This window comes from Sphingomonas sp. 22176, from assembly GCF_052045505.1.
Classification (GTDB): Bacteria; Pseudomonadota; Alphaproteobacteria; order Sphingomonadales; family Sphingomonadaceae; genus Sphingomonas.
Window position 1 is genome coordinate 1,124,559 of record NZ_JBQEPL010000001.1, and the last position, 13,618, is coordinate 1,138,176.

Here is a 13,618-nt window from a genome sequence, read left to right on the forward strand (position 1 = left end):
CCTCATGGCCAGCGCGCCGCAGCAGTCGCTTCCCTTGTTCTACAATCAGCTCGAACCGCTTTCGAGCCAGGTCCATGCCGATTTCCGTACGCGTTCGACCGACCGCGCGGCCTTCCTCGCCAACCAGCATGCGGTGCCGGTGACCGTCGAGGAATTCCCGCTGGTGCAGCGCTTCATGCCGATCGTCTTCTCGGTCGGTGAAGACCCCGTGCCGCTGGCGCTGATGGGGCTGAACGAAGGCGTGAACACCTTCTTCGACAGCGAAGGCAAGCTGGTCGACCCGAACTTCTACGTGCCGGCCTATATCCGCCGCTACCCGTTCCTGCTCGCGCGCCTGCGTCCGGAAAGCGACGAGCTGTCGCTGTGCTTCGATCCGACCTCGGACGTGATCGGCAAGTTCGAGGAGGGCGAGGCCCTGTTCGAGAATGGCGAGCCGAGCGAAGTCACCAAGAACATCCTGCAGTTCAACGAGCAGTTTGAGACCGCCGGTGCCCGCACCAGCCAGTTCATGCGTGAGCTGAAGGAAATGAACCTGCTGATCGACGGCGAAGTCTCGATCCAGCCGGACGGCGCGGCGCAGCCCTTCATCTACCGCGGCTTCATGATGGTCGACGAGAACAAGCTGAACGAGATGCGCGGCGACCAGCTGCGCAAGATCGTTCAGAACGGCATGCTGCCGCTGATCTACGCCCACCTCTTCTCGCTGGCGCAGATGCGCGAGCTGTTCGCCCGCCAGATGCGCTCGGGCTGGCAGCCCGAGGTCCAGCTGGTCGGCTGATCCAACGCTGAAGTCTACTTAAGCCCCTCCCCTTCAGGGGAGGGGTTGGGGTGGGGCTGTGTCTCGCAGAGACCAACATCTGGTCTGGAATTGCTCCACCCCCCAACCCCTCCTCCAAGGAGGAGGGGCTTAGATGCCCAATCCACCGGCATCTCCGGCCCGCGCGGCCCCAAAAATCGCCCCGCCGTTCAATCGAAGAACTTCTGCGATGAGTTGCCTTGAACTCGGTCGCCTGCTCTCTATATCTTGTAGGTACGGCTCGTGTCCCCCCTTTCGCGATGCCGTGCGACGCGCCTCCGGGCGTGTCTCCTCCCTGAACCTTGGCCACCTCGTGGGTAACCACGGGGTGGTTTTTTTATGGGCGTTTCACTCGGCGGCGAGCGCGCCGGGCAGAGTCTCGTCGGCCAGCGCGTCGATGATCGCGCGCAGCAGTGCCGTCACCGCCTCGGCACCCGGGCCGAGTGCGTCCAACGCCGGATCCAGATAGAGCGACCGATCGATTTCGAGCTGCAGCGCATGCACGCCGCGGCGGGGATCGCCGTGCCGCTCGAGAATATGCCCGCCGGCATAGGGGGTGTTGGCGGCGACTGCGATGCCGTGCTGGCGGGCCACCGCCTCCACCCGCGCCCCGAATCTCGCGGCGGCGGAGCGGCCGAAGCGGTCGCCGATCACCAGCCGCGGCGCGCTTTCGGGTGCTCCCAGCGGCGGCATCGAATGGATGTCGAGCAGCAGCGCGATGCCGAACCGCGCCCGCGCTGCCGCCAGCGCCTCGGCGAGTGCCAGGTGATAGGGGCGGTGATCGGCATGGATGCGCCCCGTCACGTCCTCGGCGGCGAAGCGCCCCTTCCAGAGCTGGCCGAGGGTGCCGACGCGCCGCGGCACCAGCCCCAGCCCGCTGCGCACCTTGGCCGAGAGCGGCCGCCCGAGCAGATGCGCGCCTTCATCGATCTGGGGGTCGCGCTCATGCTCGGCGCGGTTGAGGTCGATCCAGGCACGGGCGCGGGTGGCGACGAGCAGCGTCTCGGCGCGCCGTGCGCCTATCGCGAGCGAATCGACATGCCGATCCTCCAGCGCGCGCAGCACGGTCGGCGAGACGCGCAGAGCCGCAAGCAGCGACTCCGGATAGTCGCGCCCGCCATGGGGTGCGGAGAGCACCACGGGGCTTTCCGGCAGGGCCGGCCCATGGCGATCGAAGCTGGCGGCGCTAGTCACCCTGGCAGCCTAGGCCCCCGCAACCCCGGGGGCAAATGATAGGGTGGCAGCGACTGGAAAATCTTAAGGCCTTGCCGCATAAGGAGCACGCGGTTGGTACCTATGGGGTGAAGATGATCCGGATTCTGCTGGCCGAGGACGACCGCGTGATGCGCGAATACCTCACCCGCGCGCTCGAACGGTCGGGCTATGCGGTCAGCGCAGTCGATCGCGGCACCGCGGCGGTGCCGCTGCTCGAGACCGAGCGATTCGACCTGCTGCTCACCGACATCGTGATGCCCGAGATGGACGGGATCGAACTCGCCCAGCGCGCGGCCGAGATCGCGCCGGAGATGCGGGTGATGTTCATCACCGGCTTCGCCGCGGTAACGCTGCGCGCAGGCAAGCAGGTGCCGCAGGCGCGCGTGCTCTCCAAGCCGTTCCACCTGCGCGATCTGGTGCTGGAAGTGGATCGGATGTTCGAATCGGAGAATGTGGGGCTGAATTGAAATTAGCGCTTGCGCGGGGGGCAGACCCCCGCTAGAGGCGCGCTTCCCGAGTTTCGGGCGCGTAGCTCAGTGGTAGAGCACTGTGTTGACATCGCAGGGGTCGCAAGTTCAATCCTTGCCGCGCCCACCATCAAAGACCCCGCTAAGCCCATGGCTTGGCGGGGTTTTTTGTTCCTGATGGACTTCCGCTTCTGCTCGGCGCAGCGGACCGCGACCGACGCGATGTCTTGGCGCGTGGGCGTTTGCAGCATATGCTAGCCCCACCGATTGCCGTCCGCAGGCGCGTAGAAAAAATTTTCACGCGTGTGTGCGGATCCCGCCCGTCGGCGTCGTCCAGCGTGTGTGGATTGTTGTCGCTCAACATTCTGCCGGCTGACACGATGATTTCGGCGCATATGGGGTGCGCCGGGGTGGCGGGTTCGGAAAAAGCCGGCAAGTTGGCGCTACGGTCGCAATGGACGAAGGGATCTGCGATTGTCGCCACAATATAGCAGCGGAGGAATCCGCATCCTGACTTTCCTGCACAGTTTCGCCCCCGGCGGCGTGGAGCGGGTGGCGCTGCGGCTGGTGCGGCATTGGCGCGCGATGGGGGTGGATGCGCCGCTGTTCCTCGGCCGCGAGGACGGCGCAATGCGCGACGAGTTCGCCGACATCGGCTATACGATGCCGCGCCAGCCGCGCGTCCACCAGGGCAGCTGGGAAACCCTTTGGATGATCCTCACGCTGCCCGCCGCGATCCGCCGGCTGCGGCCTGACGTGCTGTTCGTTTCCGGTTCCACCTACACCATCGTGGCGGTGGCGATGACGCTGCTGCTCGGGCGGCGCTGCCCGCCGATCGTCGTCAAGGTCAGCAACGATCTGGCGCGGCGCGATCTCAACCCGGTCGGGCGGTTCTTCTGGCGCGCATGGCTGCACCTCCAGGCGCGGTGCGCGCGCAACTGGGTGGTGATGGACGAGGCGATGCTCCCCGAACTGCCGCCGGTGATGGCGCAGCGCGGCCATGTCGTCCACGATCCCGCAATCTCCGCGACGCAGCTGCTCCCCGACAGGCGCGCACGCGTCGCCGGCCCGCGCCGATTCGTCGCGATCGGGCGGCTGGCCGGCCAGAAGCATTTCGCGCTGATGCTGCGCGCCTTTGCCCGCGCCGTCCAGCCGGGCGAGACGCTGACGATCTTCGGCGACGGGGCGGAACGCAGCGCGCTCGAAACGCTGGCGGCGTCGCTCGGCATCGCCGATTGCGTGCGGTTCGCCGGCCATGTCGCCGACGCGCCCGCCCATTTGCACGACTATGACGTGCTGCTGATGTCGTCGCGCTACGAGGGCGTGCCGGCGGTGGTGATCGAGGCGCTGGCCGCGGGCCTCGCCGTCGTCTCCACCGATTGCGGCGCCGGCTTGCGCAGCCTGCTCGGCCAAGGGCGCTTCGGCACCATCGTCCCACAAAACGAGGGACTGCTCGCCGAGGCGATCCGCACCGCACCCTGTGCCGCCCCCGATCGGCCCGCGCTGCTCGCTTCGCTGCGGCGCTTCACCATCGAGCGATCGGCGCAGGACTATCTGGCGCTGTTCGTCGCAGCGGCGGAAGCGCGCGCCACCAGCCGCCCGATGCCGCTGGAGCAAGAGGTTCCTGCATGAAGTCTCCCGTGCGGGCGGTACGGACCGCCTATGCATCGCTGTCCGCGACGACAAGGGAGCGCCTGCTCGCGATCGTCGGCCTCGCCTTTTCGGCGGTGATCCTTATCGCCGTGTTCTGGCAGCTCGACGGGCTCGACTTCACCGTGCTCACCCAGACGCCGACCGACCCGCTGTTCTGGCTGGTCTTCGTCGCGACCTATGCGCTGTCGCCGTTCATGGACTGGCTGATCCTGCGCCGCATCTGGGGCCTGGGCGCCGCCGCCTTCCCCGCGCTGCTGCGCAAGCAGGCGGCCAACGAAGTCGTGCTCGGCTATTCGGGGGACGCGCAACTCTATGTCTGGGCGCGGCGGACGCTGGGCCCCGAAGGCCGACCGTTCGAGACGTTGCGCGACGTCGCCGTCACCTCGGCACTGGCCGGCAATCTCGTGACGCTGGCGATGCTGGTGCTCAACGCACCGATCGTCCAGGGGCTGGCAAGGGGAACGCTGTTCACCACGCTGCTGATCTCCACGGCGACGATCGTGCTCTCGTCGCTGGCGATCTTCTTCTTCCGGCGCATGGTGTTCGCGCTGCCGCCGCGGCAGTTGGCGGCCACGATCGGCATCCATACCGCGCGCATCCTGCTGAGCCTGCTGCTGACCGCGCTGTTGTGGAAGCTGTTGCTGCCGTCGATTTCGATGGCGGCGCTGTTCCTGGTCGGCACGCTGCGGATGATGATCTCGCGCCTGCCCTTCATCCCCGCCCGCGAGGCATTGCTCGCGCCGCTGATCGTCGCGTTGCTCGGCGATGCGGCGGGGCTTGCGGGCGCGGTGCTGTTCGTCGCCACGCTGATGCTGGCGGCGCATGTGGTGGTGGGGGCTGTCTCGTCGCTGGCGGACTTCCTTGCCCGGAGCAAGCCGCGCCTGGCCTGAGCCGCGCACGAAAAGAGGCTGGCGCTCGCGCGCCGCAGCCGCCATCAGCCGCCGCTTCGAGATAGCGGACGAGGACGGAATATGGCGAAGACGGCGCTGGTGATCGGCGCGCTGCTGGCGGGGGTGCTGCTCGGTTTTGCCGCGCGCTGGCCTGCGGGTGCGTTCCTGGTGCCATGGATCGACCTAGTCGCGCCGATCGGCGCCTTCTGGATTCGCGCGCTGACCATGACGCTGGTGCCGCTGGTGTTCGCGCTGGTGGTGACCGGCGTGGTCAACGCGGTGCGCCACGGCCAGGGCGGGCGCCTGCTCGCCACCAGCTTCGCGGTGTTCCTGCCGATGCTGGTCCTGGCGGCGCTGCTCGCCTGGGGCGCGCTGGAGATCGTGCTGTGGCTGTTCCCGCTGGGGCCGGACCCGCTTGCCGGGATACTGACCGCGGGCCCGCCGGCGGTGTCGCATGTGCCTAGCGCCTCCGAACAGATCCTCGCCATCCTGCCCGAGAATCCGATTGCGGCGGCGGCCAGCGGCGCGATGCTGCCGCTTGTGGTGTTCGCGGTGCTGCTCGGCGTGGCGATCGCGCGCACCGAGGGTAACGGCCTGGCGGGGGTGATCGAGGAACTGGCCAAGGCGATGACTCGGATCGTCGACTGGATCCTGCTCGCCGCGCCGATCGGCATCTTCGTGCTGGCGATGGGCGCGGGCAAGGCGGCGGGCGCGAGCGTCGCCGGCGTGCTCGCGCGCGACGTGGCGGCGGAGATCCTGTTCTGCCTGCTCGCGATCGGCATGTGCTACCTGCTGGTCTTCGGGCTGCGCGCGATGCCGCTCGGCCGGTTCGCACGCGGTATCGTGCCCGCCCAGGCGACCGCGGCGGGCACCTGCTCGTCGATGGCGACCGCGCCGGTCTCAATGGACGTCGCGCTCAACGGGCTGCAACTGCCGCAGGAAGTCGCGGGCACCACGCTACCGCTCGCCATTTCCACCTTCCGGCTGGCCACCACCGGCGTGACCGTGATCGAGGTGTTTCTGGCAGCGCATGCCGCGGGCGTGCAGGCCTCGCCGGTGCAATGGGTGCTGGCAGGCCTGTCGGCGGTGATCGCGGGCATCGCCACGCCGGGGCTGCCGGGGGCGGCGATCCTCTATGCCTGCGATGCGCCGGGCATGCAGATCCTCGGCGCGCCGCTGGCGATGATTCCGCTCTACATCGCGGTGTCGGCGATCCCGGACATGTTCATCACCACCGCCAGCGTCACCGGCCAGGTGACCGCGACGACGCTGGTCGCAAGGCTGGTCGGGCGAGGGCGCTGAGGCCGGGCAGGGTGCCCTCGGCGATCGTCATGCTGCGCCCGCCGATCCAGGCCTGACCGCCCGCGTCATAATCGACGAAGATGCGCCCGCGCCGATCCAGCCTTGTGCCTTGGGCTGCGACATAGCTGCCGGTCACGCGGCCGCTGTCGTAGAGCCACTGCGCCGCCGAGGCGTTGAAGCTGCCAGTCACCGGATCCTCGATCACCGCGCCGAACGCGCCGCTGAAGATGGTGCGGATCTCCCAGTCGACCGGTCCCCCCGCCGGGTGCGCGCCGATCAGACCGATCTCGATCCGTTCGTCGGCGTGCCGCACCGGCTCTACCGCGAGCACCGCCTCTGCCGACTCCAGCAGCACCGCGATCCATCCGGGGCCGTTGTCCGCCCAGGCGGCATCGACGATCGCGCCGGGATCGATCCGCAGCGCCGCCGCGAGCTGCGCGCGGGTTTCCGCATCCACCGGGCCGCTCCGCAGCAGTGGGGGTGCCGCGAAGGCGAGCCGGTCGCCCTCGGGCCGGATCGGGATCAGCCCGGCGCCGCATTGCTGGACGATCCGGTCCGACGCGGCCGGCACGCCGCCCGCCGCCAGCCAGGCATGGCAGGCGCCGAGCGTCGGATGGCCGGCAAAGGGGAGCTCGCGGTCGAGCGTGAAGATGCGCGCATGATAGTCGGCGCCCGCCACGCTCGGTGGCAGCAGGAATACGGTCTCGCTCAGGTTGAACCAGCGGGTGATCGCCTGCATCGTCGCCGTGTCGAGATCGCGGCCGCCCTGCACCACCGCCAGCGGATTGCCAGTGAACGGGCCGTCATGGAACACGTCGACCAGCGAAAAAGGCGTCGTCATCTGTTGCATCTCCCCCGCCGCGCGTGCGGCACGCGGCGGGGATCGCCGATCGCGGCGCGCGAGGCAAGCCTCAGCCGGGCGCGGCCGCCGAGCCCGCGAGCAAGCCGCCGTCGACCTGCAGCTCCGCGCCGGTGATATAGGCAGCCTCGTCCGAGGCGAGCATCGCGGCGATAGCGGCCACTTCCTCGGGCAGCCCGAAACGCCGGAGCGGGGTGTCGGCCACCAGCGCCTGCATCCGCGCTTCCCGGTCCGGCCCGTCGCCGAGCATCGGTTCCCACATCGGGGTGAGGATCGCGGCAGGGTGGATGCTGTTGCAGCGGATCTTCCACCCCTGCTGCGCACAGTAGAGTGCGACGGTCTTGCTGTGGTTGCGGATCGCGGCCTTGGAGGATGCATAGGCGGCCGCGCCGGGGATCCCGACCATTCCAGAGCGCGAGGCGATGTTGATGATCGATCCCGTTCCCGCCTGCTTCATGGCGGCGATTGCGTAGCGGCAGCCGAGAAAGGTGCCGTCGAGGTTGGTGCGGTGGACCGCGCGCCAGTCCTCCAGCGTCGCGTGCTCGGGATCGTGCGGCACCATGCCGGCTTCGAAACCGGTGATCCCGGCATTGTTCACTACCACATCGGCGGCGGGGACCGACGCTGCAAGGCGGGCCCAGTCGGCTTCTTCCCGCACATCGAGTGGCTCGAAGCTGCAGCCAAGCTCATCGGCTGCGCTTCGGCCCCGCTCGGCGTCCAGGTCGGTCAGGATCACCGTGGCGCCTTCCGAAAGGAAGCGCGCGGCGATGGCGCGGCCGATGCCGCGCGCTGCGCCGGTGACGACGCAGGTCTTGTTCTTCAATCGTTGCATGTTGTTCTCGGGACAGAGTCCATGTGCGCGGCGGTGCCGCGGGCTGTCGATTGCCGCCTCAGCGGTGACGGTGGACCATGTCGAGAACTCCCGGAGACCTGGCGATCCTAGGCGCGGGCGCGGGGAAGGGCAAGCGGCCGCCGCTCCCGATGGAGAAGCGACGGCCGCGCAGCCTGGTTCGAAGGGATCAGAAGGTGACGCCGAACCCGGCGCTGATCGTCTCGCCCTTGTCCTTGCCGGTGAACGCGCCGGCCTTGTTGTTGGTGTTCCAGTGGATCAGGTTCAGCTGGAGGCGGATGATGCTGTCCAGATACCAGTTGGTGCCGATCGTGGCGGCATTGCCCTTGGTCGCGTTCGGGATGCCCGAATACTCGATGTTCTCGTAGCGGGCGAGCACTTCGATCGCGCCGGGGCCGCCGTCGAACACCGGCCGCAGCACGCGCGGCTGGGCGAAGGTGCCGAGGCGCGGGTTGTACGGCGGCAGGTCGCCGGTGACGAAGAAGCCGGTCGACAGGCTCCACGCCTTGCTCTCGAAGTCCGGACGACCGGCGTTGAGATGCGCGACGCGCTTGCCGGCCTCGCCCATCACCCAGAGCGAACCGGCATAGCCGCCCAGTTCGGCACCATAGCCGGTGGTACCGGTGCCGCCGACCAGCGCGCCGGTCTGCACGCGGAGGTTGCCGTTGAAGCGGCCGCCGATCACGGTGTTGCGGGTCAGCGTGCCCGGGCTGCGCGAGGACAGCGCCTCGTCGAAGCCCCACAGGCCGACATGCACCAGCGCGCGGTCGGTCTTGTACGGGTTCCAGTGCACCCGACCCAGAACGGTGCGGCTGTCGTTCATCGCCTGGCTCGCATCGACGCTATCGCCGCTGATGGTGACCGAGGCGTGGCCGGTGCTCCAGAACAGGCGGGGCATCAGCGCGATGCCGTAGAAGCCGCGCTGCGGGATGATCGAGGTGGCGACGACGTTGCGCTCGAGGAACGGCGGCGCGTCCGACCCGCTCGAACCTTCAAAGCTGCGATCGTTGAACATGTTGCCGAAGCGCACGTCGTAGGAAACCTTGCCCACGTCATCACGCCAGCCGACGAACATCGTGCCGACGTCCGAGGTGTTGTCGGCGAAGTCGTTCTCGAACTGGTAGAAGAAATGCGGGCCAACCGCGCCTTCGATGCCGATGCGCAGCGCGCGGGCGCCGGTCGTCGTGATGTTGCGCGCGTCGTAGTTCGAGCCGAAGGTCGAGCTCACATGGTTGATCATGCGGCCGCGCATCTTGAACAGGAATTTGCCGTCTGGCGAGCGGAAGATGGGCAGGCCGCCGCGCCACTCGGTCGTGACGTTGGCGGCCTGCGCGGCGCGGGCCTGGGCGACGCTCTGGTCGGCGAGGTTGGGTGGGATGATCTGCGGCGCGAAGGAGCTGGCGACCGCGTCGTCGCTGGCCACGGCGGTCGGCTTGCCCTGGCCCGCCTGCTGCCCGGCGACGGCGATCGGGGCCGCGGGGTGCGCAGCCGGGGCGGCGGCCTGGGCGCCTTCGATGCGGTCGAGACGGGCGCGCAGCGCGGCGATCTCTTCGGCCTGTGCCTTGAGCAGCTTCACCAGTTCAGCCTGATCACCCGGCGTGGTTTGGGCGAGCGCCGGCGTGGCGAACAGCAACGCAGACAATGCTGCGCCGGTAAGGAATGTATTCTTCATGGTGACAGCCCCGTTCGTTTATACTGTGTCGCCAGTGGCAACCGAGTATCAGTATAGAACGGAGGAGCCTCGCAGTGCGTCGTGGTGAACAGGATTATCGGTACTGCGTGGAAACTGTGCAACACATACGTATTTTTACAGGTAGAGGCGATTGTTTAAAGTGTATGTCGCACAATGAGCATATTTCTATTGTATGTTGATGTCTTGGGTTGAATTGCTCAAGGGCGGGCCGGTGTCTAGGTTCGAAATGGTTACTGCTTCGTATGGACTCGCCTAGGGGCTTCCCGGCCCCGGTGACCCTGCGTCAGAGCGGCTTTTCCATCCGCACCAGCGGCACGCGCACGCCGTCGATCGGGGCGGACAGGACCGGCTCGACCTGCACATAGCCGCAGGCTTCGTAGAGCGGCACCCCGGCCATCGTCGCCATCATCTCTGCGCGGGTGAAGCCGGCGATGCGGGCGGCATCCTCGCACAGGTCGAGCACGTGGCGGCCGATGCCGCGGCGGGTGAAATCGGGATTGGTATACATCGCACGGACCTTGGCGGCGTCGTGGGCCGGGTCGAGCCGCTGGGGTTCACGCGCGACGATGCTGGTGTCTCCGCCGTAGAGCGTCGCGCGGTAGGACCAGCCGCCGCAGCCGGCGATCGTGCCGGCCGCGTCCTCGACGAGGAAATAGGTCTGGTCGGCGATCAGCTGGGTGTCGAGGCCCATCACCTGGTTGCTGGCCGCGACCTGCTCGGGCGTGAGGAAGCCGTGCTGGAGCTGCGCGATCGCGCGGGACATTACCGCCCGCAGCGCCTCCAGGTCGTCCGGCTGGGCAAGGCGGTGGGTGAAGGCGGACATGGGCGTTCCTCGATGGGCGGTGCGGCGGGGCTAGCCAGCCGCCGCACCGCCCGCAAGGATCAGTGGTTGTCGCGCGGGATGCCGTGGGTCTGGGCGATGCGCTGGAACTGCTCGGCGCCCTCCAGGATCGCGCCGGTGTTCATCTGGCCGACCACGGCGCGCTGGATTGCCTGCCACGGCGTCTGCGAGGCCGGATAGGCGAAGCCTCCCGCCTCGGCCAGCACGCGGCGGCGCTCGGCGAGCTCGTCGGCGGGGATCAGCACATCGGCGGTGCCGTGGTTGAGATCGATCCGCACCCGGTCGCCGGTCTTGAGCAGCGCCAGCCCGCCCATCGCCGCCGCCTCGGGCGAGGCGTTGAGGATCGACGGCGAGGCCGAGGTGCCCGACTGACGGCCGTCGCCGATGCACGGCAGCGCGTGCACGCCTTCGCGGATCAGATAGGCTGGCGCGCGCATGTTCACCACTTCCGCCGCACCCGGATAGCCGATCGGGCCCGCGCCGCGCATCACCAGCAGTGTGTCCGGCGTGATGCCGGTGGCGGGATCGTCGATCCGGTGGTGGTAATCCTCGGGGCCGTCGAACACCACGACCGGGCCTTCGAACGCCTCGGGATCGTTCGGGTTGGAGAGGTAGCGGTCGCGGAATTCGGGGCCGATCACGCTGGTCTTCATGATCGCCGCGTCGAACAGATTGCCGCGCAGCACGATGAAGCCGGCCTCGTTCACCAGCGGCTTCTCAAAGCGGCGGATGACCTTCTCGTCCTCGATCGTGGCGTCGCGGCAATTCTCGCCGATCGTCTTGCCATTGGCGGTGATCGCATTCTCGTGGATCAGGCCCTGCTGCATCAGCTGGGCAACCACCGCGGGCACGCCGCCGGCACGGTAATAATCCTCGCCGAGATACTCGCCGGCCGGCTGCAGGTTGACCAGCAGCGGCACCTTGTGGCCGTGCGTCTGCCAGTCGTCGAGCGCGAGCTCGGCACCGACATGGCGGGCGATCGCCGCCAGGTGGATCGGGGCGTTGGTCGAGCCGCCGATCGCCGAGTTGACGACGATCGCGTTGAGGAAGGCCTCGCGGGTCAGGATGTCGGAGGGCTTGAGGTCCTCCGCCACCATGTCGACGATGCGCTTGCCGGTGCGATAGGCGGCTTCCTGCCGGTCGCGGTACGGCGCGGGGATCGCTGCCGAGCCCGGCAGCATCATGCCCAGCGCTTCGGCGAGGCTGTTCATCGTCGTCGCCGTGCCCATCGTGTTGCAATAGCCGGTCGACGGCGCCGAGGAGCTGACCAGACGGATGAAGCCCTCGTCGTCGATCTCGCCCGCCGCGAGCAGTTCGCGCGCCTTCCACACGATCGTGCCCGAGCCGGTGCGCTCGCCGCGGTGCCAGCCGTTGAGCATCGGGCCGACCGACAGCGCGATGGCGGGGATGTTCACCGTCGCCGCCGCCATCAGGCAGGCCGGAGTGGTCTTGTCGCAGCCGGTGGTGAGCACCACGCCGTCAATCGGATAGCCGTAGAGCAATTCGACCAGGCCGAGATAGGCGAGGTTGCGATCGAGACCGGCAGTCGGGCGCTTGCCGGTTTCCTGGATCGGGTGGACCGGGAACTCGATCGCAATGCCGCCCGCCTCGCGGATGCCTTCGCGGATGCGTTCCGCAAGCACGAGGTGGTGGCGGTTGCACGGGCTCAGGTCCGAGCCCGTCTGGGCGATCCCGATGATCGGCTTGCCCGAGCGCAGTTCCTCCAGGCTCAACCCGTAGTTGAGATAGCGCTCGAGATAGAGCGCCGTCATGTCAACGTTATCGGGGTTATCGAACCAGGCGCGGCTGCGCAGCTTGGGGGCAGTGTCGGTCATCGGAAAAGCCTTGCGGGAGGAGAAGGTCAGTTGGTGGTGGAGAAGCGATAGACGATCACGTTGCGGTACGTCTGCCCCGGATTGAGCCGCGCCGAGCCAAGTGCCGGCTGGTTGGGCGTGTCCGGGAACACCTGGGGTTCTAGGGCGAGCGCGTCGCCCTGGCGATAGGCGTGGTTGGACTTGCCGATCGCGGTGCCGTCCAGGAAGTTGCCGGTATAGAATTGCACGCCCGGCTGGTTGGAGAGGATCTCCATCACCCGGCCGCTCGACGGGTCTTCCACCCGCGCATGCAGCACCGGCTGCGCCGACGCGGTCTTGGCGATCACGAAATTCTCGTCATAGCCCTGGCCGAAGACGATCTGCGGGTCGCGGCCGTCGCGGATGCGGGTGCCGATCACGGTCGGCTTGCGGAAGTCGAACGGCGTGCCCTCGACCGGGCGGAGCTGGCCGGTGGGGATCAGCGTCTTATCGACCGGCGTCGTGGTCTCGGCCGGGATCGTCACGACGTTGTCGTAGATCGAGCGCTGCGAGGCCTCGCCGGCCAGGTTGAAGAAGCTGTGGTTGGTGATGTTGACGATGGTCGGCTTGGTCGTGGTCGCGGTGTACTCGACCGACAGCTCGTTCTTCTCGTTCAGCGCATAGGTGGCGGTTACGGTGAGCTGGCCGGGATAGCCCTCCTCGCCGTCCGCCGCGACATAGCGCAGGGTGACGCTGGCGCTATCGCCGCTCGCCACTTTCTCCACCGTCCACAGGCGCTTGTCGAAGCCCTTCAGGCCCCCGTGCAGCGCGTTGGGGCCGTTGTTCTTGGCGAGGGTGTAGGTCTTGCCGTCGATGCTGAAGGTGCCGCCCTTGATGCGATTGGCATAGCGACCGACGGTGGCGCCGAAATAGTTGGGCGCGACCAGATAGCCCTTCATGTCGTTATAGCCGAGCGTCACGTCCTCGGACTTGCCGTTGCGATCGGGCGCCGACAGCGACTGGAGGATGGCGCCGTAGCTGAGGATGGTGGCGCGCATGCCATGGCCGTTGATGAGGGTGATCGCCTCGACCTTCTGCCCGTCGGCAGTGGTGCCGAAGGCGGCGCGGGTCGCTTCGCCGGCATGTGCAGACAGCGGAATCATCGCGGTGGCGAGCAGCGCTCCCTTGATAAGATAATTCATGCAATACCTCTCCCTATCGGTTATCGCTGCTGCAAGCGGCGACGCGGCCGTTGACGC

12 protein-coding genes and 1 tRNA gene are annotated in these 13,618 nt (G+C 67.9%); 6 read left to right on the top strand and 7 right to left on the bottom strand.

The genetic code is table 11. The features are described 5' to 3' along the window. Nucleotides 1–4 precede the first annotated feature (4 nt). Nucleotides 5–778: a SapC family protein gene (locus ACTJKY_RS05275; protein ID WP_440844662.1), complete on the top strand. Its 774-nt coding sequence runs from the start codon at nucleotides 5–7 to the stop codon at nucleotides 776–778. Nucleotides 779–1,144: 366 nt separating this feature from the next. On the opposite strand, the gene ACTJKY_RS05280 is transcribed toward ACTJKY_RS05275, so the two are convergent. Beyond that, nucleotides 1,145–1,990 carry an N-formylglutamate amidohydrolase gene (locus ACTJKY_RS05280; protein WP_440844663.1) on the bottom strand — a complete coding sequence of 282 codons (846 nt, stop codon included), beginning with the start codon at nucleotides 1,988–1,990 and terminating at the stop codon, nucleotides 1,145–1,147. A gap of 113 nt (nucleotides 1,991–2,103) precedes the next feature. Here ACTJKY_RS05280 and cpdR point away from each other — a divergent pair, with 113 nt between their 5' ends. The 5 genes from cpdR to ACTJKY_RS05305 all read left to right on the top strand — a co-directional run bounded on the left by cpdR (nucleotide 2,104) and on the right by ACTJKY_RS05305 (nucleotide 6,323). Continuing rightward, the gene (gene cpdR, locus ACTJKY_RS05285) at nucleotides 2,104–2,478 is read left to right on the top strand and encodes a cell cycle two-component system response regulator CpdR (RefSeq protein ID WP_066726103.1); all 375 of its coding nucleotides are present in this window, start codon (nucleotides 2,104–2,106) and stop codon (nucleotides 2,476–2,478) included. Nucleotides 2,479–2,533: 55 nt separating this feature from the next. Further along, nucleotides 2,534–2,608 (top strand) — tRNA-Val (locus tag ACTJKY_RS05290). Between the two features lie 344 nt (nucleotides 2,609–2,952). Then, entirely contained in the window at nucleotides 2,953–4,110 is a 1,158-nt protein-coding gene (locus ACTJKY_RS05295) for a glycosyltransferase (protein WP_440844665.1), read from the top strand. After that, nucleotides 4,107–5,021 carry a hypothetical protein gene (locus ACTJKY_RS05300; RefSeq protein WP_440844667.1) on the top strand — a complete coding sequence of 305 codons (915 nt, stop codon included), beginning with the start codon at nucleotides 4,107–4,109 and terminating at the stop codon, nucleotides 5,019–5,021. The genes ACTJKY_RS05295 and ACTJKY_RS05300 overlap by 4 nt, the downstream gene beginning before the upstream one ends. A gap of 81 nt (nucleotides 5,022–5,102) precedes the next feature. Continuing rightward, complete coding sequence (locus tag ACTJKY_RS05305) at nucleotides 5,103–6,323, top strand: dicarboxylate/amino acid:cation symporter (protein WP_440844668.1); 1,221 nt, start codon at nucleotides 5,103–5,105, stop codon at nucleotides 6,321–6,323. On the opposite strand, the gene ACTJKY_RS05310 is transcribed toward ACTJKY_RS05305, so the two are convergent. From ACTJKY_RS05310 to ACTJKY_RS05335, 6 genes are all read right to left on the bottom strand, one after another. Continuing rightward, entirely contained in the window at nucleotides 6,265–7,164 is a 900-nt protein-coding gene (locus ACTJKY_RS05310) for a PhzF family phenazine biosynthesis protein (RefSeq protein ID WP_440844670.1), read from the bottom strand. The genes ACTJKY_RS05305 and ACTJKY_RS05310 overlap by 59 nt on opposite strands. 70 nt (nucleotides 7,165–7,234) lie before the next feature. Beyond that, on the bottom strand, nucleotides 7,235–8,014 hold the full coding sequence (locus tag ACTJKY_RS05315) for an SDR family oxidoreductase (protein WP_440844672.1): 780 nt from the start codon (nucleotides 8,012–8,014) through the stop codon (nucleotides 7,235–7,237). A gap of 187 nt (nucleotides 8,015–8,201) precedes the next feature. Next, complete coding sequence (locus tag ACTJKY_RS05320; RefSeq protein ID WP_440844674.1) at nucleotides 8,202–9,704, bottom strand: porin; 1,503 nt, start codon at nucleotides 9,702–9,704, stop codon at nucleotides 8,202–8,204. 304 nt (nucleotides 9,705–10,008) lie between these two features. Next, nucleotides 10,009–10,548, bottom strand: coding sequence for a GNAT family N-acetyltransferase (locus tag ACTJKY_RS05325; protein WP_440844676.1), 540 nt, complete (start codon nucleotides 10,546–10,548; stop codon nucleotides 10,009–10,011). Between the two features lie 59 nt (nucleotides 10,549–10,607). After that, entirely contained in the window at nucleotides 10,608–12,401 is a 1,794-nt protein-coding gene (locus ACTJKY_RS05330) for an IlvD/Edd family dehydratase (protein WP_440844678.1), read from the bottom strand. A 26-nt stretch (nucleotides 12,402–12,427) separates the two neighbouring features. Continuing rightward, on the bottom strand, nucleotides 12,428–13,561 hold the full coding sequence (locus ACTJKY_RS05335; RefSeq protein ID WP_440844679.1) for an aldose epimerase family protein: 1,134 nt from the start codon (nucleotides 13,559–13,561) through the stop codon (nucleotides 12,428–12,430). Nucleotides 13,562–13,618: the final 57 nt, after the last annotated feature.

Coding starts and splice junctions, on each gene's coding strand:
- ACTJKY_RS05320 (WP_440844674.1), bottom strand. CDS start 9,704: ATGAAGAATACATTCCTTACCGGCGCAGCATTGTCTGCGTTGCTGTTC.
- ACTJKY_RS05330 (WP_440844678.1), bottom strand. CDS start 12,401: ATGACCGACACTGCCCCCAAGCTGCGCAGCCGCGCCTGGTTCGATAAC.
- cpdR (WP_066726103.1), top strand. CDS start 2,104: ATGATCCGGATTCTGCTGGCCGAGGACGACCGCGTGATGCGCGAATAC.
- ACTJKY_RS05275 (WP_440844662.1), top strand. CDS start 5: ATGGCCAGCGCGCCGCAGCAGTCGCTTCCCTTGTTCTACAATCAGCTC.
- ACTJKY_RS05325 (WP_440844676.1), bottom strand. CDS start 10,548: ATGTCCGCCTTCACCCACCGCCTTGCCCAGCCGGACGACCTGGAGGCG.
- ACTJKY_RS05300 (WP_440844667.1), top strand. CDS start 4,107: ATGAAGTCTCCCGTGCGGGCGGTACGGACCGCCTATGCATCGCTGTCC.
- ACTJKY_RS05305 (WP_440844668.1), top strand. CDS start 5,103: ATGGCGAAGACGGCGCTGGTGATCGGCGCGCTGCTGGCGGGGGTGCTG.
- ACTJKY_RS05315 (WP_440844672.1), bottom strand. CDS start 8,014: ATGCAACGATTGAAGAACAAGACCTGCGTCGTCACCGGCGCAGCGCGC.
- ACTJKY_RS05310 (WP_440844670.1), bottom strand. CDS start 7,164: ATGACGACGCCTTTTTCGCTGGTCGACGTGTTCCATGACGGCCCGTTC.
- ACTJKY_RS05335 (WP_440844679.1), bottom strand. CDS start 13,561: ATGAATTATCTTATCAAGGGAGCGCTGCTCGCCACCGCGATGATTCCG.